Origin of the sequence: Burkholderia sp. S-53, from assembly GCF_025560745.1 — a bacterium.
Lineage (GTDB): Bacteria > Pseudomonadota > Gammaproteobacteria > Burkholderiales > Burkholderiaceae > Burkholderia > Burkholderia pyrrocinia.
Genome location: NZ_CP090484.1, coordinates 210,391 through 231,303, shown reverse-complemented (window position 1 = coordinate 231,303; position 20,913 = coordinate 210,391). Strand labels below are relative to the sequence as shown.

Below are 20,913 nucleotides of genomic sequence, written 5' to 3'. Positions count from 1 at the left end.
TCGATGTCCCGCCCTCACCCGCGGATCGCCCAGAACTCCATCGAGAGCCCAGGGAATTCGCCGGCAAAATGAAATGCGAGACCGCCGGAACGCGCCAGTTGCTTCCACAGGTCGCTGCCCTTGTCGATCTCGAAGTACGTATGACCCGCGTGATACGGGATCTGCCGCGGCGCGACCGGCAACTGGCGCATCGTGATGCCCGGCAGTTGCAACTGCACCAGATCGCGGATCCGCTCGACGGGCCCGAGCTTCGCCTGCGCGGGAAAGCGCGCGCGCAAGCTGTCGGCCGGCACGTCCGCGCGCACCGCGAGCACGAAGCCGGCCGTGTCGCGCAGCGCCGGGTCGGCCAGCGTCGCGACGCGAATGCCGTTGCCCGCGTCGCGCAGCTCGATCTGGATCGCGTTCTGTTCGAGCACCGTCGACAGCGACCGGCGCAGTTCCGTCATCAGTTCCGCGAAGCTCGTGCGCAGGTCGTCGTGCACGTAGACCGCGAGCGACTGCGGGCGGCGGCCGGCCGCCGTGAACGTGCTCAGGTCGCACGCGAGCTTCAGCCAGTCGCAGAACAGCGCTTCCGGATGCGTCGCCACGTGCTGCTGCGCATGCCAGGTCAGCGCGAGATAGCGGTTCACGAGTTGCAGCAGCAGGAAGTCCGCGACTTCCGATACGCCGCCGCGCCCCGGCTCCGACAGCCGTTCCGCGAGCGCCTCGCTGCGCTGCGTGAGCAGCCCGTGCAGCTCGCGCGTATAGGCCAGCAACACGGCATCGCGCTGCGCGACGAGCCGCGGCGGAATATAGCCGTCGTCGACGAGCAGCCGCGCGTCGGTGCGCCGCTCGACGACCTGTGCGACGCCGAGCGCGTGCCAGTCGCCGGTCAGCTCGGCTTCGAGCATCAGCCGCAGGTTCAGTCGCCCCGTCTGCAGCAGCGCGGGGCCGAGCGCGACCGCGTTCGCGTCGGCCACTTCGTATTCGCGCACGACGTAGCGGGCGACGTCCGCGTTGCCGTTTCCCCCGTTTCCACCGTTTCCCCCGTTTGCGCCGTGGCTGCCGTTTGCTGCGCCTGCGCCGAACGACACCTCCTCGCCGCCGCCGCGCCACAGCGGCAGCGCGAGCACGACGAGCTGGTCCTTCGCGTCGGTCGGCACGTCGAGCGGTTCGGGGAGATCGTCCGGATGCGACAGGTCGAACGGCGTACCGTCGCGCATCACGCCCGACGCGGCGCGCAGCGCGACCTTGCCGAGCGCGAGCTGCTCGCGATCGATTTCCAGCGTATCGAAGCCCCAGTAGAACCCTTGCAGCGGCAGGCAGCGCAGCGCGACGTAGCGTTCCCAGTGCCGTTCGAGCTGCTGGAAATGCTGCGGCCGCAGGAACATCCCCTCGGTCCACACCACGCGCTGGCGGAGTGCCGCGACCGGCGTCGCGGACATCGTCGGTTCGGTCATGGGCGCCCCCGCGCGTCGTTCAATGCGATGCCGCCGTTCCGGACCGCGATCGACAGCTTCAGCTCGCCCGGCGACGTCTGCCAGAACTTGTAGAGGTTCAGCTGCTTCGCGCGCGGCAGCGGCACCGTCAGCCGCCAGCGGTTTTTCTCGAGCATCCGGTATTCGGCGATCACGCCGATCGCGCCGGCCTCGACGTTGCCGCGATAACGCAACGTGCGCGATTCGCCCGGCCGCAGGATCACGCGGTCGGTGCCGAGCAGGTCCGCGCCGAGTACGTTCTCGGGCTTGTCCTGCAGCGAGAAGAAGTCCGCGCTGTCGAACGCCGATGCCGCGCGAAGCTGGAACACCTTCAGCACGATCGGCGAAGGCTTGCGGTTCAGGTCAGGGTTGACGTCCTGCGCAACGTCGACCGTGATCGCATACGGCACCGCGGCCGCGTGCTCCGTCGCGCCGCACCCCGGAAGCAGCAATACGCATCCCCATACGATGAAACTGCTCGACCGCCATTGCATATTCCACCCTCGCCACCCAATAGCCATCCGCCGGTTTCCGAGTTCGAAACCGGTTGATCGGATTAAAAAAAGGGACAATTAATTGACCGGTAATTATGTTGTTTACATATCCTTCCGTTGAATTTTTTGCCGGCAAATTGTTCTCTTGAAAAGCCGGGACAAATCATCCAGGGTTTATGAAAGTTGAATTATCGAGATGACAGGCAATTGAATCGATATCGGTTATTAATCGAAAAAGCTGGCCCGACCGGTTCGCCCTGGCGGCCCGGTTCTATTGCGTGGACACCTGTCGGATGGGCGCGGAGCGCAAGCCGGCCGGCCGCCGGGCAAGGGCTGCTCGCGACGCTGATGGTGTGCCAGGCTGTTCGTGCCGCCCGAACGGACGGTCCGGTTTTTCGTGCATTGACGAGCGCTGACCAAACAACTGACGAATCGGAAAAACACAGCGAACTATAGATCGTTTTCTGGGATTAACAAGCCCTGAAATTCGTAGTCTATTTTCAGGTTCAAATGGAATCGGATCGGCCAGTTGAAACAAAACGTAACAGCGACTTCGGCGCCGATGATTGGCACTAGAATCCAACAGCGCTTGTGTGCCACCTTCCAATTACGCAAATTCTTCATTTCAAAAATGAAAGGCCGTTCATTGCTCGTTATTTTCCTCGGCGTCTTGTTGCTGGGGGCCGGCGGGTGCAGCACGTCCCCGACGCAGTCGGCCGCGCATGCGACGGTCGACAGCGCGCGCGCCGCGTACGCCGCCGGCGACTACGGGCGCACGATCGCGCTGCTGAGCCACGCGAAGGAGATCGACGGCGCCGACACCGACACGCAGGTTGCCGCGCACAAGCTCCTCGCGTTCAGCTATTGCGTGACGAACCGCGTCACGCCGTGCCGCGCCGAGTTCTCGAAGATTCTCGACCTCAACCCGCGCTTCGACCTGTCCCCCGCCGAGAAGGGGCATCCGGTCTGGGGGCCCGCGTTCGAGTTCGCGCGCCGCAGACATGCGTCGTCATCCTGAACGAACCGGTTTCCACGCGAGCGCTTCATCTACCGAGCGACGTATGACATGCAACTGATCGTGATCGAACATGCCGGCGAACCGGTCGAAAACGACTCCTACGACGCCGTCGTGTTTCATCCGCCGGGCGGCACCATCGGCCGGGCCAGCGACAACCATCTGGTGCTGCGCGACGACACGCGGCAGATTTCGCGGCTGCAGGCGCTGCTGCAGGTCGGCGACGACGCGTGCCTGCTGAAGAACCTGAGCAGCGTGTCGACGATCGAGGTGAATCGCGAGCCGGTCGGCTATGCGCAGGAACGCGCGCTCAGTACCGGCGACATCATCCGCATCGGGCCGTACGTGCTGCGGGCCGAACGCGACGATGGCGGCGACGCGCCGGTCATCGACATGGCGCCCGATTCGGGTGTGCACGTCGACAGGCGCGGCGCGGCGGCGGGTGCCGCATCGACGCAACCTTCGCACACGCCCTCGCCTTCGCCTTCGCGCGACGACACGAAAGGCGCCGGCAACCGGCTGTGGGGGTTGCTCCAGGATCGTCTCGGCCCGCGCGGCAAGGCGGCGGATGCCGGCGCCAGGCCGGTTGGTCCGGCACGCGCGGACGCGGCGCAGCCCGCGAACCGTGCCGCAGCCCAGCAGGCCGTGCCGTCCGCACCGTCGCAGCGCGACCTGAATCAGCTATCGACCGATCCGCTCGACCTGTTCGCGCAGTCGTCAGGCGATATCGGCGCGTCGGGTACGGCGCCGTCGGCTGATCGCGGCAACGCGGATCGCGACGCGTCGTCCGCGACGCAGGTCGACCACGCACCCGAGTGGACGCAGCACGTGCGCGTGCAGCCGGCGGCCGCGCGCGCCGACGCGCGGCCGGCCGACGAACCGGCCTCGCATGCCGCGCGCGCACCGGCGCCGCCGACACCCGACGAACTGCTGAACGCGTTCTTCGAAGGCGCGGGGCTCGACACGGCCGCCGAATCGCACCAGTGGTCGGCCGAACAGCTCTATATCGCGGGCCAGTTGCTGGCGCTGTTCGCGAACGGCACGGTCGAGCTGCTGTCGTCGCGCAGCATCCTGAAGCGCGAGGTGAAGGCGCACATGACGATGCTGCTCGATCGCGAGAACAACCCGCTGAAGCTGCTGCCGGACGGCGGCGCGGTGCTGCGGCAGATGTTCGGGCTGCCGCTGCCGGGCTTCATGTCGCCGCAGAGCGCGGTCAGCGACGCGTTCCAGGATCTGCACGCGCACCAGATCGGCATGGTCGCCGGCATGCGCGCGGCGCTGATGGACCTGCTGACGCGCTTTTCGCCGCAACGGCTGCGCGAACGCGACGACGCGATGCGCTGGTACGAGAAGCGCGTGCCGGCGCTGTACAAGGCGCGGATGTGGGATCGCTACGCGGCGACCCATCGCGATACGGTGTTCGCGATCGAGGACGATTTCGCGTCGGTGTTCGGCAAGGCGTTTCTGGCAGCGTACGACGCGGAAGTGGAAAGCTATCGCGGCAGCAGCCGGCATTGAGTCGCGTCACCGCGTAACCCCCGTAGCGGTGCATTCGCGAATTGCGATACGCTCGCCGTGCACCGGCAATCGACGCCGGTCAGGAGCGAAATGAGCACGATGACGGAGACCCTCGATCCAGCGGCACTGCCGCCGCGCGTCGCGCGACTGGTGCTGGTGACGCCGGATGGCGCCGTGATCGGTTGCCTGCCGCCGATGCCTGTCGCGATCCCGTGGTGGCAGGAAGTCGAGTCGGTCGTGCGGGCCGCGCGCGAACGCCATGGCGTCGACGTGACGATCCTGCGCCTGCTGGAAACCGTTCGCGACCGTGCGCCCGGCGGCGAAGTCACCTATCTGGCCGAGATTGCGGAACCGGTGGCGGCCGAAGCCTGGACAGGAAACATCGAACCCCATTCGCTGCGCCGAAGTTACGCACGGCCGGGCGGCCCCGCGGCCGATCTCGGCTGGGCGGCGCGCGTGCTTGCCGGTCATGGTCTGTCGCCCAGCGCCAATCCCGTGCAGGTTCGAACCTGGAATCTCTCCAGCGTCTGGCGTATCCCGATCGGGGCGCGATCGGCCTGGCTGAAAGTGGTGCCGCCGTTCCTCGATCACGAGGGCCGCGTCATCACGGCGCTGGCCGGCCGGCGCGTGCCGACGCTGCTGGGGCACGACGAATGCGGACGCATCCTGCTCGCGGAAATCCCCGGAGATGACCTGTTCGATGCAGCGCTGCCGCAACTGCTCGACATGGTGACGCTGCTGGTCGACATCCAGGCTTCGTGGATCGACCGCGTCGACGAATTGCACGCGATGCGGTTACCCGACTGGCGCGGCGCGGGTCTGGCTGCCGATATCGCCGACGTCGTCGAACGGACCGGCGAGGGACTGTCGCGCGCCGAACGGGCGTCGCTACGGCATTTTGTGAGCGGCCTTCAAGAGCGGTTCGCCGGGATCGATGCGTGCGGATTGCCGAATACGCTGGTTCATGGCGACTGCCATCCCGGCAATTTTCGCGGCACGCGATCGGAACTCACGCTGCTGGATTGGGGCGACAGCGGAATCGGCCACCCGCTGCTCGACCAGTCCGCGTTTCTCGACGCCGTTCCGCGCCACTACGCGGCGGCGATCAAGGATCACTGGAATCGCGAATGGCTGGCGAGGCTGCCCGGCAGCGACCCGGTGCGTGCCGCCGCGCTGCTTGCACCGATCGCCACGGCCAGACGGGCCGTGATCTACCAGCGATTCATCGACAACATCGAGCCGTCGGAGCAGATCTATCATCGCGGCGATCCGGCCGACTGGCTGGGCCAGACCGCGGCGCTGGTCGCGACGCAGGATTGAACGCGGGATGGCCTTCGCCGATGCCGTGAATCGCCACGGCATGGAAACGGGAACAGCAAGAAAAAACGGCGCAGGCCGGGCGCGATACCCGACCTGCGCCGTTCACGCGCGCCGCACCAACGGCGCGCGGCGCGGACTCGGACGAGCGACCGTCAGACGGCCATCACCGTCACCGACTTCGTGACGAGGTACGGCTCGAGCGCTTCCGGCCCGCCTTCCGACCCGTAGCCCGAATCCTTCACGCCGCCGAACGGCATTTCCGGCCACGGCGTAGCCGGCTGGTTGATCCACAGCATCCCTACTTCGAGGCGCTGCGTGAGCAGGTGCACGTTCGCGAACGAACGCGTGAACGCATAGCCGGCCAGCCCGAACGGCAGACGATTCGCTTCGGCGATCGCGTCTTCGAGCTTGTCGAAGCCGCGAATCGCCGCGACCGGGCCGAACGGCTCGTTGTTGAACACGTCCGCTTCGAGCGGCACGTTCGCGATCACCGTCGGCGCGAAGAAGTTGCCTTCCGCGCCGATCCGCTCGCCGCCCGTCTCGATGCTCGCGCCGACCTTGCGCGCGTTGTCGACGACCGATGCCATCGCGGTCAGGCGGCGCGGGTTCGCGAGTGCGCCGAGCGTCGTGCCTTCCTCGAGGCCGTTGCCGACCTTCAGGCTTTCGGCATGCTTGACCAGCGCGCGCGTGAACTCGTCGCGGATGCTGTTGTGCACGAGGAAACGCGTCGGCGAAATGCAGACCTGCCCCGCGTTGCGGAACTTCGCGCCGCCGGCGGCCTTCACCGCGAGCGCGACGTCGGCGTCTTCTGCGACGATCACCGGCGCGTGCCCGCCCAGCTCCATCGTTGCGCGCTTCATATGCTGGCCCGCGAGCGCGGCGAGCTGCTTGCCGACCGGCGTCGAACCCGTGAACGTGACCTTGCGGATCACCGGGTGCGGGATCAGGTACGACGAGATTTCGGCCGGATCGCCGTACACGAGGCCGATCACGCCGGCCGGTACGCCCGCGTCGACGAACGCGCGCAGCAGCGCGGCCGGCGATGCGGGGGTTTCCTCCGGCGCCTTCACGAGGAACGAGCAGCCCGTCGCGAGCGCGGCGCTCAGCTTGCGCACGACCTGGTTGACCGGGAAATTCCACGGCGTGAACGCGGCGACCGGGCCGACCGGCTCCTTGACGACCGTCTGCTGCGCGCCGAGGTTGCGCGGCGGCACGATCCGGCCGTACACGCGGCGGCCTTCGTCCGCGAACCATTCGATGATGTCGGCCGCCGACAGCACTTCGACGCGTGCCTCGGTGAGCGGCTTGCCCTGTTCCTGCGTCATCAACTGTGCAATCGCGTCGGCGCGCTCGCGCACCAGTGCGGCCGCCTTGCGCATCGTTGCCGCGCGTTCGTGCGCGGGCACCTTGCGCCATGCTTCGAAGCCGCGCTGCGCGGCGGCGAGCGCGCGATCGAGATCGGCGATGCCCGCATGGGCCACCTTGCCGATCACGTTGCCGGTCGCCGGGTTCACGACGTCGATCGTCTTGCCGCTCGCGGCGTCGACCCACTCGCCGTCGATCAGCAGTTGCGTATCCGTATAAGTCACGTTAGCCATCCAGACACCCCTACATTGCGTCGATAAAACGCGCGCTGCCGCGAACGGCCGCGCGCCGGTTGACAGAAAGAGCAAAGCCGCCGGGGCTGACAACCACCCGGCGGTGCAGAAGGCAGGCACGCCGGCCCGCCTTCGTTCCGCATGGAGCCGCGCTCAGCGCGCGGCCGCCGTCGCCTTGCGGAGTTTCGCGACGTCCGCCGCCTGCACCGGCGGCGCGCCGTTGTTCCAGCCGGCGCGCATGAACGTCAGCACGTCGGCGATCTGCCGGTCGCTCAACTGGTTCGAGAACGCCGGCATCGGATACGCGGAAGGCACGCCGTCGATCACGAGCGTGTCGCTGCCGTTCAGCGTCACGTTGATCAGCGACGACGCATCGGCCTCGAGCACGTTCGGATTGCCGGCGAGCGGCGCAAGCAGCGGCGCGTAGCCGCGCCCGTCCGCGCCGTGGCAATGCAGGCAGTAAGCGTTATACACCTTCGCGCCCGGATCGGCTGCCGGCCGGCCCAGCACCACCTGCGTCGCCTTCGGATCGTAGCCGTACGGCGGCGCGCCCGTGCCGCCCGCGGCCGGCAGCGACTTCAGGTAGCGGGACATCGCGGCCAGATCGTCGTCGTTCAGCGCCTGCGTGCTGTGGTTGATCACGCTCACCATCGAGCCGAACGCGGTCGCGTGCCGGTTCGCGCCGGTCTTCAGGAACTGCGCGACGTCGGCCTCGTTCCAGCGGCCGAGCCCCGTGTTGTGCTCGCCGGTCAGGTTCGACGCGAACCAGTTGTCGATCGGCGCGCCCGACAGGAACGCCGCGCCGCTTTCGTCGAGCGCCTTCTCCTGGAAGCCGACGCCGCGCGGCGTGTGGCACGACCCGCAGTGCCCGAGCCCCTGCACGAGATACGCGCCGCGGTTCCACATCGGGTCCCTGGACGACTTGTCGGCATAGGGAGTCGTGTCGAGGAACACCGCGTTCCACAGCGCGAGCGGCCAGCGCATGTTCAGCGGCCACGGGATGTCGGACGGCCGGTTCGGCTGCTTCACCGGTTCGACGCCGTGCATGAAGTATGCGTACAGCGCCTTCACGTCGTCGTCCTTCAGCTTCGCGTACGACGGATACGGCATCGCCGGATACAGGTGATGGCCGTCCTTCGCGACGCCCGCGCGCAGCGCGCCGGCGAACTCGGCTTCCGTGTAGCCGCCGATGCCGGTGTCCGGATCGGGCGTGATGTTGGTCGTGTAGATCGCGCCCATCGGCGTGACCATCTTCAGGCCGCCCGCGAACGGCGTGCCGCGCGGTGCGGTATGGCACGCGACGCAGTCGCCGGCTTTCGCGAGATACGCGCCGCGCGCGACGAGCGCGCTGTCGGCCGGTGCCGTCTGCGCGGCGTGCGCGACCGGGCCGGCCAGCAGCGCGGACAGCGCGAGCAGCGATGCGCCGAGCGTGTTCAGGGTCAGGTTTCGCATGGTCGTTCCCGCCCCTCAGGCCGTCTTCAACTGGTTGCCGACCGGCAGCTTGCGCAGCCGCTTGCCGGTTGCCGCGAAGATCGCGTTCGACAGCGCCGCCGCGGTCGCGGCCGTGCCCGGTTCGCCGATCCCGCCCGGCGCTTCGCCGCTCTTCACCAGGTGTACCTCGATCGGCGGCGTCTCGTTGATTCGCAGCATCCGGTAGTCGGTGAAGTTGCTCTGCGTCACGCGGCCGTCCTCGATCGTGATCTCGCCGTACAGCGCGCCCGTGATCCCGAAAATGATGCCGCCCTGCACCTGCGCCTCGATCGTGTTCGGGTTGACGAACATTCCGCAGTCCACCGCGCACACGACGCGCTTGACCTGCACGTCGCCGTCGTCCACCGCGACGTCGATGACGATCGAGAAGAAGCTGCCGAACGCGTGCATCACCGACACGCCGCGCCCTTGCCCTTTCGGCAGCGACGGGCCCCAGCCGGCTGCCTTGGTCGCGACGTCGAGCACGTTGCGCGCGCGCGGCGTCTTGCCGAGCAGCGCACGGCGATATTGCACGGGGTCGGCCTTGGCCTGCGCGGCCAGCTCGTCGATGAAGCTCTCGACGACGAAGGTGCTGCGGGTCGGGCCGACGCCGCGCCAGAACGCGGTCGGCACGTGGCGCGGCTCCTGCCGCACATAGTCGATCAACTGGTTCGGCAGGTCGTACGGCAAGTCGGTTGCGACCTCGACCGCGTCGGGATCGACGCCGTCCTTGAACGCCGGCGGCGCGAAGCGCGCGAGGATCGACGAGCCGACGATCCGGTGCTGCCACGCGACCGGCTTGCCGTTCGCGTCGAGGCCGGCCGAGATCCGGTCGTAGTAGTACGGCCGGTACATGTCGTGCTGGATGTCCTCCTCGCGCGTCCAGATGACTTTCACGGGCGCGTTGACTTGCTTGGCGATCTTCACGGCCTGGCCGATCATGTCCGTCTCGAGCCGCCGGCCGAAGCCGCCGCCGAGCAGGTGGTTGTGCACGACAATCTTGTCCGGCGGAAAGCTCGTGAGCCGCTGCACGGTATCGACCGCGCGCGTCGGCACCTGCGTGCCGACCCAGATCTCGCAGCCGTCGTTGCGCACGTGCACCGTGCAGTTCACGGGCTCCATCGTTGCGTGCGCGAGGAACGGCTGTTCGTAGACGGCGTCGATGCGCGTCTTCGCGCCAGCGAACGCCTTGCCGACGTCGCCGTCCTTGCGCGCGACCGCGCCCTTGCCGTTCGCCGCGGCCTGCGCGAGATCGGCGACGATGTCCTTCATCGACACCTTCGCGTCCGCGCCTTCGTTCCACTTCACGACGAGCGCCGACGCGCCGCGCTTCGCGGCCCACGTGTGATCGCCGACCACCGCGACCGCGTTGTCCGCGCGCACGACCTGGCGCACGCCGGGAATCTTCTTCGCGGCGGTATCGTCGACGCTCGCGACCGTGCCGCCGAACACCGGGCTGTTCACGATCACCGCGTACAGCATGCCGGGCACGCGCACGTCGAGCCCGAACTGCGCGGTGCCGTCGACTTTCTCCGACGAATCGAGGCGCTTCGCGGGGGTGCCGATCAGCTTGAAATCCTCCGGCTTCTTCAGCACGACATCCTTCGGCACCGGCAGCTTCGCCGCAGCGTCGGCGAGCTGGCCGTACGACGCGCGCCGGCCGCTCGGCGGGTGCTGCACTTCGCCATTTGCTGCACGGCAGGATGCCGGATCGACATTCCATTGCTTCGCGGCCGCCGCGACCAGCAGCGTGCGCGCCGTGGCGCCCGCGCGGCGCAGCGGTTCCCATGCGTAGCGAATCGATGTCGAGCCGCCGGTGAGCTGGCCGCCGAGCAGCGGATCGAAGAACAGCTTCTCGTTCGGCGGCGCATGATCGAGCGTCACGCTCGACAGCGGCACTTCGAGTTCCTCGGCGATCAGCATCGGCAGCGCCGTGTAGACACCCTGGCCCATCTCGACCTTCGGCATCACCAGCGTGACCTTGCCGCTGCGGTCGATCTGCACGAACGCGTTCGGCGCGAATACGCGGGCACGCGCGGTTTCGTCGCCGTCGCCGCCGATCACCGAACGGCGCGTGTCGTCGCCTGCCGCCGGCAGGCTGAAGCCGAGCAGCAAGCCGCCGCCCGCCGCCGCGCCGAGCGACATGCCGAACTTGAGAAACGACCGCCGCGACACGCCCGCGCCGGCCCGACCTGCTTCGATCAGTCCTCGCGACATGTCAGCCTCCGCAGAGCCGCCTCAAGGGGGCTGGCCGCCCCCTCGGAGGGCAGTGAACAAAGTGAACGTGGGGGCTGTTTCATCTCAGGCCCCCTTGGCGGCTTGCTTGACGGCCGCGCGAATCCGGTTGTACGTGCCGCAGCGGCAGATGTTGCCGGCCATCGCCGCGTCGATGTCGGCGTCGCTCGGGTTCGGGTTCGACGCGATCAGCGCGGTGGCAGCCATCACCTGCCCCGACTGGCAGTAGCCGCACTGGACGACGTCGAGCTCGCGCCATGCCTGCTGGACCTTGTGGCCGGCCGGTGTCGCGCCGACGGCTTCGATCGTCGTGATCTTGCGGCCCGCGACGGCCGCGACCGGCAGCACGCACGAGCGAGCGGCGACGCCGTCGAGATGCACGGTGCACGCGCCGCATTGCGCGATCCCGCAGCCGAACTTCGTGCCGGTGAGACCGACGACGTCGCGCAGCACCCAGAGCAAGGGCATGTCGTCGGGGGCGTCGACCGCGCGGGTTTCGCCGTTGATGTTGAGGGTGACCATTCAGCCTCCGGGGCCGGTGTATTGGGGAAGCGGCGCGCCTGGCGCGCCGCGCGGGGTCGTCGTTGTCTTCGCCGTCGCGCGGTGCGGGACGGGTGCCGCGCGGCCCGGGTGGGACGAGCCGCGGCGGTGATCCTGCGTCGTTACTCGGCCACGTCGACGCCCGACAGCACCTTGATGACCGGCGGTGCCGTGAACCAGTCGGCCGACTTCGTACGGAATTCGCCGAAATACGGGCTGGCGAGGTGCGCGTCGAATGCGGCCTGGTCGTCGTAGATCTCGTACAGGTGCAGGTTCGGCGAGCCGTCTTGCTCGCGGAACAGGTCGTAGCGCCGGTTGCCCGGTTCGGCGCGCGTCTTGACGACCATGCCGCGCAGTTCGGCCTCGGCGGCCTGTGCATGTTCGGGTTTCAGGAACAGCGAAGCAATCACGTGAAGCGCCATCTTGTCACTCCTTTCGAAACGGAATCGAGCATGCCACAAGCCGGCGTCGCGCGACGCCGGCGTGCAATCGTGGTGGGTTGCCGTGCCGCGGCATCAGGCCAGTTCGTCCGGGCCCACGCGCACGACGACCTTGCCGAAGTTCTTGCCGGCCAGCAGGCCGATCAGCGCTTCCGGTGCGTCGGCCAGGTCGGGGACGACATCTTCCAGCGTCTTCACCTTGCCCTGCGCGACCCACTCGCTCATCTCCTTCAGGAACGGCGCATAGCCGGTCGCATAGTGATCGAGGATGATGAACCCCTGCATGCGGATGCGCTTGCGCAGGATCGTCGACACCAGCGCCGGCAGGCGGTCGGGCCCGGCCGGCAACGCGGTGTCGTTGTAATGCGCGATGATCCCGCACACCGGCACGCGCGCGTGATCGTTGAGCAGCGGCCACACGGCGTCGAATACCTCGCCGCCGACGTTCTCGAAATAGACGTCGATGCCATTCGGGCACGCTTCCTTCAGCTTCGCGGCGAACGCCGGATCGCGGTGGTCGACGCACGCGTCGAAGCCAAGCGTGTCGGTCACGTACGCGCACTTGTCGGCGCCACCCGCGACGCCGATTACGCGACAGCCCTTCAGCTTCGCGATCTGGCCGACGACCGAGCCGACCGCGCCGCTGGCTGCCGCCACGACCACGGTTTCGCCGGCCTTCGGCTCGCCGATCGTCAGCAGCCCCGTATAAGCGGTAAAGCCCGGCATGCCGAGCACGCCGAGCGCATACGACGGATGCGCGAAGTCGCGACCGAGCGGAATCAGGTCGCGGCCGTCGGACAGTGCATAGTCCTGCCAGCCGGCGCCTGCGACGACCAGATCGCCTTCGCGGAACGCGGGCAGGTTCGACGACACGACGCGGCTGACCGTGCCGCCGACCATCACGTGGCCGAGTTCGACCGGCGCGGCATAGGACGGCGCGTCGCTCATCCGGCCGCGCATGTACGGGTCGAGGGACAACCAGACCGTGCGCAGCAGCACCTGGCCGGCGCCGGGCGTCGGCACGTCGCCGGACTCGGTGCGGAAGTTGCCCGGCGTCGGCGCGCCGACCGGGCGCGAAGTCAGGATGATCTGGCGGTTTGCGGTCTTGTTTTGCGGCATGTGAGTCTCCGTCAACAGGAATGAACGTGCTTCGTGGGCACGTTCGGATCAGGGATGGACCAGCAGAAGACGAGCACGCGCGGCAACGTTGGCGGTCAGGCCATCGCGGTTGCACGCGTGCGGTTGGAACAATCGGGACAGCGTAATGCGGGGCGAGGCATTCGTCATGCGTGTATAAGTAGACCAGTCGTCTAGGATCGAGGCAAAAACAAGGCGCGCCAATGCGCGCCCGGGTTACGACTGCGCTCCGTCATGCGCGGCCGGCGGCAGGTTCAGCATGCGCCGTGTTTCGACCATCGCCCTTTCGAGCGGTTTGCGATTGCGGTGAATCTTTTCCAGCAGCGTTGCGCCCAGCCACAGCTCGTAAAGGACCGCGGCCGTGTGCGGCGGATCGTCGACCGCACGCAGCGAGCCGTCGGCGAGCCCTGCTTCGATGCCGCCCGCGAGCCGGTCGATGATCTGGCTCGTGCCACGCCGCAGCACCGTGCGCATCGATTCCGACAGGTCCGACACTTCCGCGCCGAGCTTCACCGCGAGGCACTTGCCTTCCGGATCGTCCGCGCATTGCGTGTGCAGCCAGTTGTCCCAGTACGTCATCAGGCGTTCGGCGCCCGTGCCGGCCTGATGCTTGAACAGGTTGTCGAGATGCGCGAGATAGCCTTCGAAATACGCTTCGAGCAGCGCTTCGCCGAATGCCTCTTTCGAGCCGAAGTAATGGTAGAACGAGCCCTTCGGGATGCCCGCCGCAGCGAGAATCTCGTTCAGACCGACCGCCGAAAACCCCTTGTGGAGCATGATCGGCTTCGCGATATTCAGGATGTGCTGGCGAACTTCCGCGCCTGAAGATGCATTCATGATGGCGTATGGTAGCAACGATTAGACCGGTCGTCTAGTAACGTCGGACCGGCATGTTGAGCGGCACTTTACCCGATCCCCGTGCGACACCCAATGGCCAGCCGGCGTTCCCCCGCCCGCGCCCCGGTGTTGCCGCGTGCGCGGCGTCACACGAGCGACTCGGTTTCGTCGCGGGCGTTTCATCGATTTCCCGGATAAATACGCGCGGCGCATGTGCCGGCGAACGCGAAGCTGCGGCCGGCATTGCACACGTGTGCAATGTGCCGGACCGTCGTTGCCTCTTCCCGAACCCGTGACCAGGAACGCTCATGACCGCTTCGAAACCCGAACGCCCGCCCGCACCGAACCGCCGGCGCTTCATCCAGCGCGGCGCCGCGCTGACCCTGTCGCCGCTCGTCGGCACACTGGCCGCGTGCGGCGGTGACGGCAACACGACGACCGCGTCGTCGTTCGCCGCCAACGGCGCCGCCGATACGTCCGCGCGCAGCTATGGCATCGCCGACCGCTCGATCACGATCAACGTCGTCAACGCGATCCCGTCGACGACGCTCGCGTACGGCAACGCGGCGAGCCAGAGCGGCTCGGTGCCGCAGGCGTCGCAAGCGCTGATCGCGACCGGACAATCGACCGCCGTCAGCGCGTCGAACAGCTGGGGCGATTGCACCGGATCGTTCAGTCTTGCCGGCGGCGATGCGTCGTTTGCGATCTCGTACACGCATCCGTTCGGATCGCAGCCGACCACCGTCAGCGTCACGCCGTCGGCCGGCTACGTGTCGGGCGCCGATGCCGCGACGTTTCCCGGTCACGACTCGGTCGCGAACCTCAACCTGTATCGCGGTGTCGCGACCGCGAACGGCGCGTGGGTCGTCCCGCTCGCGCAGCTCGCGACGCCGCCGTCCAACAATTGCCAGGATTTCGCGAACAGCATGTTCGGCAGCAACGTGCGCACGGCCGCGGCGATCCAGTCCGCGTATCAGGGCACGGGCCCGCTCGGCTACGTGCCGCCCGCCGATTTCACCGGCGGCCAGCTCGCGGGTTTCGTCGCGCAATGGGTGCAGCGCTGGCAGAACGGCGCATCGTATACGGTGCTGCCCGACGCCGATGCGCAACTCATCGACGCGCTGAAGCAGTACGTGTCCGGCGCATCGAGCGCCGGCCCGCTGACGATGTGGGTGCCGCAGATCGGGTGGCAGGCTGGCTCCGATCCGGCGGTGTTCGCGCTGACGGGTTATCGCGCGTTTCCGTTCGTCGATGCGCAAGGCAACTGGATCGCGGACACGCTGTCCGCATTCCTGACGCTGCTGGCGGCCGGTTCGCACATCGTCGCGATCAGCGCGACGAGCGACCTGCCGGCCGGCGTCACGATGCAGGCGTTCGACAGTTTCGTGGGCGCGAGCGGGCTGACGACGTCGACGGATATCGGCAATTCTCACTACGCGTCGGTCGTGAACACGACGGGTCGTTATTACCTGAGCGTCGGCAGCGATTTCGCACCGGCGAACTGCGGGCTGATCCTGTCGTTCCTGTACGGGCGCACGGTGAACAACCTGCTCGCGGGCGCCGGCAGCTACAACACGTTCATCCAGCTCGAAGGCTGGCAAGCCGGCGGTTCGCGTCACAACGCCGACTACGCGACGTATCAGCAGACGTTGTGGAACATCTCGACGTACGGGGCGTCCGCATACAGCGAGAAGCGCGCGACGTCGATCTTCCTCGCGCCGGCCGGCTGGACGCCGCAGGTCTACCAGACGACGCGGATGATGCCGTACGTCGGCGCCTATGCGCAGTCGAACGGCACGCCGCAGGGCTGGCTGAACACGTCGCTGGTCACGATTCCGGCGGATGCGCCGCCGCTGCCGTCGCGGTACGTGTCGAGCTGATCTGGATGGGTGGGTGGGCGAGCGTCGGCGTGTGCAGGTCTCGGCCGTTGGTCCGCTTGCCTGCTTCGGGCGTGCGTCGCGATCGGCTGACGCGCGCTTGCGGTTTCATCGTCAGCGCGCCGCTTCGTCGGCGCGCTTCCTCGTGCGCGCCTGCCGTTCGCTCCGCTGCGCGGCCGGCGCCGTCTTGACGCCGCGCACCGGTGCCCGCCGCGCAAGCACCGTCATTTCCCGCCTCAGCGCATCGAGCTCCTTGACGCGCGCCGCATCGGTCGCCAGCGCGCCGTCGAGTTGCCCTTGAAGCACCCCGCATCGATGCAGCGCATCGCCGAGTTGCGCCTGCAGCGCCGCGACATCCTTCCGCTGCTGCGCATCGCGCTGCTCCGCGCGCGATGCTGTCGCGTCGAGTTCCTTTTGCAGCCGCGCGGCCGCGAGCCGTTCGCGATCGATTTCCTGAAGCGCCCGCTTTTCCGACGCGCGCAAGCGATCCTCGGCCCGGCCCGCGTCGTCGCGCAGCCGGTCGAGCTGGGTCGTGAAATCCGCGCGTGCCTGTGCGAGTGCGCGGTCGCCTTCCGCGTTGTCGGCCTTCAGGCGTTCGATCTCCGCTTGCAGCGCGCGCCGCGATGCGTCGTCGGCCGCCCTCGCCTGCTCCAGTTCCTGAATGCGTACCTGCGCGACCAGCAGCGCTGCCGTACGTTGCTCCAGCGCGGTTTCGGTGCGGGCCAGTTCGGCCTGCAGCGTCGTGACTTCCGCGTTCGCTGCCGTGCGTTCGGCTTCGACTTCCGCGCGCAGTGCGTCGAGCGCGGCGGCCGCGTCGTTGCTCGACCGATTCCACAACGCCGCGACCAGCTCGCCGGCTGCCGCCTGCAGATCGGCCGGCAAGTCGGGATGTTCGATCCGCACGCGACTCTTTTCCCGCAGTTCGGCCCAGAACTCGCCGAGGACGGCCGTCGGCGTGCTCATGCTGCCCTTCCGGACGAGCTGGTACAGGCGGTTCGCGGTAGGCGTGATGCCGAAGCGGAAGAACAGCAGCGCGCAGGCCTCGCGATACAGCTCGCGGGTTTTCGGGAAGTCGGCCTTGAGGCGCTCGATTTCGGCGGTCAGGCGGGGTTCGTCGGCGGCGAGATCGGACATGGCAGGTTTCGTCAGGAATTTAGTAAATAATATAACGTAAACCGGCAAATATCCAATCATTGATGCCGATTGTTTTGACATTATTTCTATAATGTCGAGAACGTGAGCACCGGCATGTCGTGCCGGCATCACCGCTCTTCCCTGACCCCGCGCAATAGCCCCGTTGACAGTATGCATATGCATAGATACCTTTCCCTCACGTAGCGGCTTGCGATCCCGGCATCGGATGCAGCCCCGCTGCACGGCGTCGGCGGCCCTGCCCGCATCACGGCGCAATCGAAACGGCGACGCGAAGCGCGCGGCGTGCCCCGTTCGCGACCGACTCGCCCGCGCACCTCGCAACGCGATCCAGGAACGCATCATGAGTACACGTGAAGTCGTCATCTGCCACCCCGTCCGTACGCCGATCGGCACGTTCAACGGGTCCCTGAAGGACACCCCCGCCACCGAACTCGGCGCGATCGTCGTGCGCGAAACCTTGCGGCGCAGCGGCCTCGACGGCGCGTCGATCGACACGGTCGTGCTGGGCAACGTGATCCAGGCCGGCAACAAGATGAACCCGGCCCGGCAGGCCGCCATTGGCGCCGGCTTGCCGGTCAAGGTACCCGCGCTGACGGTCAACCGCGTCTGCGGCTCCGGCGCGCAGGCGGTCGTCAATGCCGCGCAGGAGATCCTGCTGGGTTACGCGAACGCGGCGGTCGCCGGCGGCATGGAAAGCATGGAGCGTGCGCCGTACCTGCTCGACGGCGCACGCTGGGGCTACCGGATGGGCGACGCGCCGATCCGCGACAGCATGCTGCGCGACGGCCTCGTCGACGCGTTTTCCGACCAGCATTCCGGATGGCATACCGAGGATCTCGCGAGCCAGCTCGACATCTCGCGCGACCGCCAGGATCGTTGGGCACTCCGCTCGCAGCAGCGTTTCTCCACCGCGCTCGCGCACGGCAAGTTCGACGCCGAGCTCGTGCCGGTCGACGTGCTGCAGCGCAAGGCGCGCGTCGCATATGCGCGCGACGAGACGCCGCGCCCCGAGACGACGCTCGAAACTCTCGCGAAACTGAAACCCGCGTTCCGCCCGGACGGCACGATTACCGCGGGCAACGCACCGGGCCTGAACAGCGGCGCGTCGGCGATGCTGGTTGCGGATCGCGCGTTCGCCGACGCGCACGGCATCGCGCCGAGCGCCCGGCTGGTTGCGTTCGGCGTTGCTGCCGTCGAGCCGGGCATGTTCGGGCTCGGCCCCGTTCCGGCCGTTAAGATCGCGCTCGAACGCGCGGGCTGGGCGCTGGCGGACGTCGAGCGTTTCGAGATCAACGAAGCGTTCGCGGTCGTGCCGATCGCGGTGGCCGGTCAGCTCGGCATTGCCGAGGAGATCGTCAACGTCGAAGGCGGCGCGATCGCGCACGGTCATGCGATCGGCGCGACGGGTGCGGTGCTGACGACCCGCCTGATCCATTCGATGCAGCGTGACCGCATCAAGCGTGGCGTCGTGACGCTGTGCATCGGCGGCGGCCAGGGCATCGCGCTGGCAATCGAGGCGCTTTGAGCCGAAACGGCGAAGCCGCGGGCGAAAACGTCCGCCGCGCGGGCTACCCGGGAAACGGGACGGCCGGTAACCTGCGCCGTTCATCGCGTTTTGGGCTGACGGTCGGAGCGTTCGCTTGCGCATCCCGCCAGGATTCGGCGGCGGCGCCCGTGTCACGGCGCTGCCACCGTCGACCGGTAGCGTTCTGGGCTCACCCACGCTATCGACAGACGAATCCGCCATGCAGCGCACGTCGCGCGCCACGTCCCACGTTTATGCGGCCACGTCCCGCGCCCTCGCCGTCAGTCTCGCGATCAACCTGCTGCTGCTCGCCGTCGAGACTGGCGCGGCATGGTCCGCGCATTCGTCGGGGCTGCTCGCGGACGTCGCGCACGCGGCAATCGATCTCGCGGCCGATGCACTGATCATCGTCGCGTGCCGGCTCGACGCGCGCCTGCCGGCGGAGCGGCGTCCGACCTACGAGCCGCTTGCACTCGCGGGCCTCGGCGCACTGCTCGTCGCGACGGGCGCGCAGATGATCTGGCACGCGGTCAGCCGGTTCGACGCGCCGCCCGTCGTACAGCCGGGCGCGACGACGCTCGCACTCGTCGGCATCACGCTCGCCGGCAAGGCCGCGCTGTCGCACTGGATGCTGCGCAAGGCGCGCGACACGGGCTCCGCGCTGCTCGAGGCGAGCGGCTGGCATGTCCGGACCGATGCGTTGTCGTCGTTGCTGGCGGCGCTCGCGATGAGCGCGGCGCTGGTCGGTTTCGGCCGTCTCGACGACGTGGCTGCACTTGCGATCGGCGCGCTCGTGATCCGTACCGGCGCCGGTTTCATCCGGCGCGGCTGCGCGCAGTGGCCGGCGCTGGCGGCGTGGGCGAATCGCGCGATGCGCGGGTCGTGAACGCGGTCGACACCGGCGCGCGTTGCGCCGACGCCCGCAATTTCCGGTACCCGCTATCGGTCATCGGCCGGGTGGAATGACAAAGAGGCTCGCGTCGTGCGAGCCTCTTTCGCTTGATGCTGCCATCGCCGTGCATCGACCGATATCGACGTCTCGCCTGACGAATGCGTCCGGTTCCGATGCAGCGAAATCGGCCGCTGCCTACCCGAGCGGCACCACGCTCCCGAGCAGGATTCGCACGAGCGTCGCCTGCCGCGTGACACCCGTCTTCGAAAAGATCGCGCGCAGGTGCGTGCGTGCCGTGTTCTTGCTGATCCCCGATTCCTCTGCCGCTTCCTCGAGCGTCAGCCCGTTCGTCAGCAGCAGCGCGAGCGACGTCTCGGCGGGCGTCAGGTCGAACAGCTTGCGGATGATTTCCTGCGCGCCCTGCGGCTTGCGATCGGGGTCGCGCAGGAACAGCGTGACGGCCGGCCGCCGCTTGTTGTCTTCCGACCATTCGGACAGCAGCACCGTGCGCACCAGCAGCCCGAGGCGCGGCTTGTCGAAACTGCGCGTGATCGGCATCGCCTCGACGGTCGCCGCGGCCGTGCCGTGGTGCCCCATCACCGCGTGGCGGATCAGCCGCTTCAGCGTGCGGTTCTCCTGCGCGTCGGTCGCCTCGATCGTGCCGCGCGCAATCGTCAGACCGTTGTTCTGCTTGAGGATCTCGTCGGCGACGCTGTTCATGTCGATGATCGTGCCGTTCTCGTCGAGCGCGATCGTGCCGACCTGCATCCGGTCGATCGCGTTTGCATAGATCGACCGTTCGACCTCGGCCGTATCGAGCCGCGAATGCAGTTCGATCGCACGCTTCAGGTGCGGCAGCAGCAGCGCGCAGATCGCCTTGTCGCGCGCGGAGAACTGCTTCGACGCATGGTTGCGGCACACGCGGAACCGGCACTCGACGCCCGACGGCGTGCGCAGGTCCGCGCCGAGGATATAGCGCACGTCCTGCGGCTTCAGGAACTGCTTGTACAGCTCGCTCGACAGCCAGCCGGTGTCGCCGAACACGTCGTCGACCGTCACCACGCGATCGGCCGGCAGGCCGACGAACGGGTCGAGGGAATAGTAGTAATCGTTGTAGGACGCCTGATCCGGGACGACCGGGCCGAACTCCGATGCGTGCACCGACAGCGGCGCGCGGCGGTCGCTCGCGGCCGCGCGCAGGATCAGCGTCACGTAGTTCGCCTGCAGCCAGCGGCGGACCAGTTCGAGCGCACCGGCCCAAGGCGGCGTCTCCAGCGGCCCCTGATAGATGCGCGCCATCAGCTCGCTGAAATCCGCGACGCCGATATCGGCGTCGTCACTTGTTGCCTGGCTCTCTTGGGGAGCCCATCTCGTCTCCATCAGCACGCTCCATCCTCCATACG

17 protein-coding genes are annotated in these 20,913 nt (G+C 67.8%); 6 read left to right on the top strand and 11 right to left on the bottom strand.

Annotated features, from left to right (window positions below; genetic code table 11):
- Positions 1 to 14 precede the first annotated feature (14 nt).
- Both tssK and tssJ read right to left on the bottom strand, forming a co-directional pair.
- Positions 15 to 1,439 carry a type VI secretion system baseplate subunit TssK gene (tssK, locus tag LXM88_RS23230; protein ID WP_262544682.1) on the bottom strand — a complete coding sequence of 475 codons (1,425 nt, stop codon included), beginning with the start codon at positions 1,437 to 1,439 and terminating at the stop codon, positions 15 to 17.
- Positions 1,436 to 1,951 carry a type VI secretion system lipoprotein TssJ gene (gene tssJ, locus LXM88_RS23225; RefSeq protein WP_262544681.1) on the bottom strand — a complete coding sequence of 172 codons (516 nt, stop codon included), beginning with the start codon at positions 1,949 to 1,951 and terminating at the stop codon, positions 1,436 to 1,438. Before tssJ ends, tssK begins: the two co-directional genes overlap by 4 nt.
- A gap of 631 nt (positions 1,952 to 2,582) precedes the next feature.
- On the opposite strand from tssJ, the gene LXM88_RS23220 reads away from it, so the two are divergent.
- From LXM88_RS23220 to LXM88_RS23210, 3 genes are all read left to right on the top strand, one after another.
- Positions 2,583 to 2,969, top strand: coding sequence for a TssQ family T6SS-associated lipoprotein (locus tag LXM88_RS23220; protein ID WP_262547112.1), 387 nt, complete (start codon positions 2,583 to 2,585; stop codon positions 2,967 to 2,969).
- 48 nt (positions 2,970 to 3,017) lie between these two features.
- Positions 3,018 to 4,484, top strand: coding sequence for a type VI secretion system-associated FHA domain protein TagH (gene tagH / locus LXM88_RS23215; protein ID WP_262544680.1), 1,467 nt, complete (start codon positions 3,018 to 3,020; stop codon positions 4,482 to 4,484).
- 90 nt (positions 4,485 to 4,574) lie between these two features.
- On the top strand, positions 4,575 to 5,804 hold the full coding sequence (locus LXM88_RS23210) for a phosphotransferase family protein (RefSeq protein WP_262544679.1): 1,230 nt from the start codon (positions 4,575 to 4,577) through the stop codon (positions 5,802 to 5,804).
- Positions 5,805 to 5,956: 152 nt separating this feature from the next.
- Here LXM88_RS23210 and LXM88_RS23205 read toward each other — a convergent pair whose 3' ends face one another.
- The 7 genes from LXM88_RS23205 to LXM88_RS23175 form a co-directional block, all read right to left on the bottom strand.
- Entirely contained in the window at positions 5,957 to 7,402 is a 1,446-nt protein-coding gene (locus LXM88_RS23205) for an NAD-dependent succinate-semialdehyde dehydrogenase (protein ID WP_262544678.1), read from the bottom strand.
- A gap of 153 nt (positions 7,403 to 7,555) precedes the next feature.
- The gene (locus LXM88_RS23200; protein WP_262544677.1) at positions 7,556 to 8,854 is read right to left on the bottom strand and encodes a cytochrome c; all 1,299 of its coding nucleotides are present in this window, start codon (positions 8,852 to 8,854) and stop codon (positions 7,556 to 7,558) included.
- A 15-nt stretch (positions 8,855 to 8,869) separates the two neighbouring features.
- Entirely contained in the window at positions 8,870 to 11,089 is a 2,220-nt protein-coding gene (locus tag LXM88_RS23195) for a xanthine dehydrogenase family protein molybdopterin-binding subunit (protein ID WP_262544676.1), read from the bottom strand.
- A gap of 84 nt (positions 11,090 to 11,173) precedes the next feature.
- The gene (locus LXM88_RS23190; RefSeq protein ID WP_262544675.1) at positions 11,174 to 11,629 is read right to left on the bottom strand and encodes a (2Fe-2S)-binding protein; all 456 of its coding nucleotides are present in this window, start codon (positions 11,627 to 11,629) and stop codon (positions 11,174 to 11,176) included.
- A gap of 140 nt (positions 11,630 to 11,769) precedes the next feature.
- Positions 11,770 to 12,069 (bottom strand): putative quinol monooxygenase, encoded by a 300-nt coding sequence (locus LXM88_RS23185; protein WP_262544674.1) that lies wholly within the window; start codon positions 12,067 to 12,069, stop codon positions 11,770 to 11,772.
- 93 nt (positions 12,070 to 12,162) lie between these two features.
- The gene (locus tag LXM88_RS23180) at positions 12,163 to 13,206 is read right to left on the bottom strand and encodes an NADP-dependent oxidoreductase (RefSeq protein WP_262544672.1); all 1,044 of its coding nucleotides are present in this window, start codon (positions 13,204 to 13,206) and stop codon (positions 12,163 to 12,165) included.
- Positions 13,207 to 13,440: 234 nt separating this feature from the next.
- The gene (locus LXM88_RS23175; RefSeq protein WP_262544670.1) at positions 13,441 to 14,061 is read right to left on the bottom strand and encodes a TetR/AcrR family transcriptional regulator; all 621 of its coding nucleotides are present in this window, start codon (positions 14,059 to 14,061) and stop codon (positions 13,441 to 13,443) included.
- Between the two features lie 308 nt (positions 14,062 to 14,369).
- Between LXM88_RS23175 and LXM88_RS23170 the strand changes: the two genes are divergently transcribed.
- Positions 14,370 to 15,941: a hypothetical protein gene (locus tag LXM88_RS23170; RefSeq protein WP_262544669.1), complete on the top strand. Its 1,572-nt coding sequence runs from the start codon at positions 14,370 to 14,372 to the stop codon at positions 15,939 to 15,941.
- A gap of 111 nt (positions 15,942 to 16,052) precedes the next feature.
- Here LXM88_RS23170 and LXM88_RS23165 read toward each other — a convergent pair whose 3' ends face one another.
- A complete protein-coding gene (locus LXM88_RS23165) occupies positions 16,053 to 17,072 on the bottom strand; it encodes a DNA-binding protein (protein ID WP_262547111.1) in 1,020 nt (339 codons plus the stop codon).
- A 361-nt stretch (positions 17,073 to 17,433) separates the two neighbouring features.
- On the opposite strand from LXM88_RS23165, the gene LXM88_RS23160 reads away from it, so the two are divergent.
- Entirely contained in the window at positions 17,434 to 18,618 is a 1,185-nt protein-coding gene (locus LXM88_RS23160; protein WP_262544668.1) for a thiolase family protein, read from the top strand.
- Positions 18,619 to 18,838: 220 nt separating this feature from the next.
- The gene (locus tag LXM88_RS23155; protein WP_262544666.1) at positions 18,839 to 19,504 is read left to right on the top strand and encodes a cation diffusion facilitator family transporter; all 666 of its coding nucleotides are present in this window, start codon (positions 18,839 to 18,841) and stop codon (positions 19,502 to 19,504) included.
- Positions 19,505 to 19,705: 201 nt separating this feature from the next.
- On the opposite strand, the gene LXM88_RS23150 is transcribed toward LXM88_RS23155, so the two are convergent.
- Positions 19,706 to 20,890 carry a helix-turn-helix transcriptional regulator gene (locus LXM88_RS23150; protein ID WP_262544665.1) on the bottom strand — a complete coding sequence of 395 codons (1,185 nt, stop codon included), beginning with the start codon at positions 20,888 to 20,890 and terminating at the stop codon, positions 19,706 to 19,708.
- Between the last annotated feature and the right edge of the window lie 23 nt (positions 20,891 to 20,913).

Excerpts from the sequence above, each read along its gene's own strand:
- LXM88_RS23195 (WP_262544676.1), bottom strand. The coding sequence starts at position 11,089 with ATGTCGCGAGGACTGATCGAAGCAGGTCGGGCCGGCGCGGGCGTGTCG.
- LXM88_RS23150 (WP_262544665.1), bottom strand. The coding sequence starts at position 20,890 with ATGGAGACGAGATGGGCTCCCCAAGAGAGCCAGGCAACAAGTGACGAC.
- LXM88_RS23205 (WP_262544678.1), bottom strand. The coding sequence starts at position 7,402 with ATGGCTAACGTGACTTATACGGATACGCAACTGCTGATCGACGGCGAG.
- LXM88_RS23155 (WP_262544666.1), top strand. The coding sequence starts at position 18,839 with ATGCAGCGCACGTCGCGCGCCACGTCCCACGTTTATGCGGCCACGTCC.
- LXM88_RS23165 (WP_262547111.1), bottom strand. The coding sequence starts at position 17,072 with ATGTCCGATCTCGCCGCCGACGAACCCCGCCTGACCGCCGAAATCGAG.
- LXM88_RS23200 (WP_262544677.1), bottom strand. The coding sequence starts at position 8,854 with ATGCGAAACCTGACCCTGAACACGCTCGGCGCATCGCTGCTCGCGCTG.
- LXM88_RS23175 (WP_262544670.1), bottom strand. The coding sequence starts at position 14,061 with ATGAATGCATCTTCAGGCGCGGAAGTTCGCCAGCACATCCTGAATATC.
- LXM88_RS23180 (WP_262544672.1), bottom strand. The coding sequence starts at position 13,206 with ATGCCGCAAAACAAGACCGCAAACCGCCAGATCATCCTGACTTCGCGC.
- LXM88_RS23170 (WP_262544669.1), top strand. The coding sequence starts at position 14,370 with ATGACCGCTTCGAAACCCGAACGCCCGCCCGCACCGAACCGCCGGCGC.
- LXM88_RS23185 (WP_262544674.1), bottom strand. The coding sequence starts at position 12,069 with ATGGCGCTTCACGTGATTGCTTCGCTGTTCCTGAAACCCGAACATGCA.
- tssK (WP_262544682.1), bottom strand. The coding sequence starts at position 1,439 with ATGACCGAACCGACGATGTCCGCGACGCCGGTCGCGGCACTCCGCCAG.
- LXM88_RS23210 (WP_262544679.1), top strand. The coding sequence starts at position 4,575 with ATGAGCACGATGACGGAGACCCTCGATCCAGCGGCACTGCCGCCGCGC.
- LXM88_RS23220 (WP_262547112.1), top strand. The coding sequence starts at position 2,583 with ATGAAAGGCCGTTCATTGCTCGTTATTTTCCTCGGCGTCTTGTTGCTG.
- tagH (WP_262544680.1), top strand. The coding sequence starts at position 3,018 with ATGCAACTGATCGTGATCGAACATGCCGGCGAACCGGTCGAAAACGAC.
- tssJ (WP_262544681.1), bottom strand. The coding sequence starts at position 1,951 with ATGCAATGGCGGTCGAGCAGTTTCATCGTATGGGGATGCGTATTGCTG.
- LXM88_RS23160 (WP_262544668.1), top strand. The coding sequence starts at position 17,434 with ATGAGTACACGTGAAGTCGTCATCTGCCACCCCGTCCGTACGCCGATC.
- LXM88_RS23190 (WP_262544675.1), bottom strand. The coding sequence starts at position 11,629 with ATGGTCACCCTCAACATCAACGGCGAAACCCGCGCGGTCGACGCCCCC.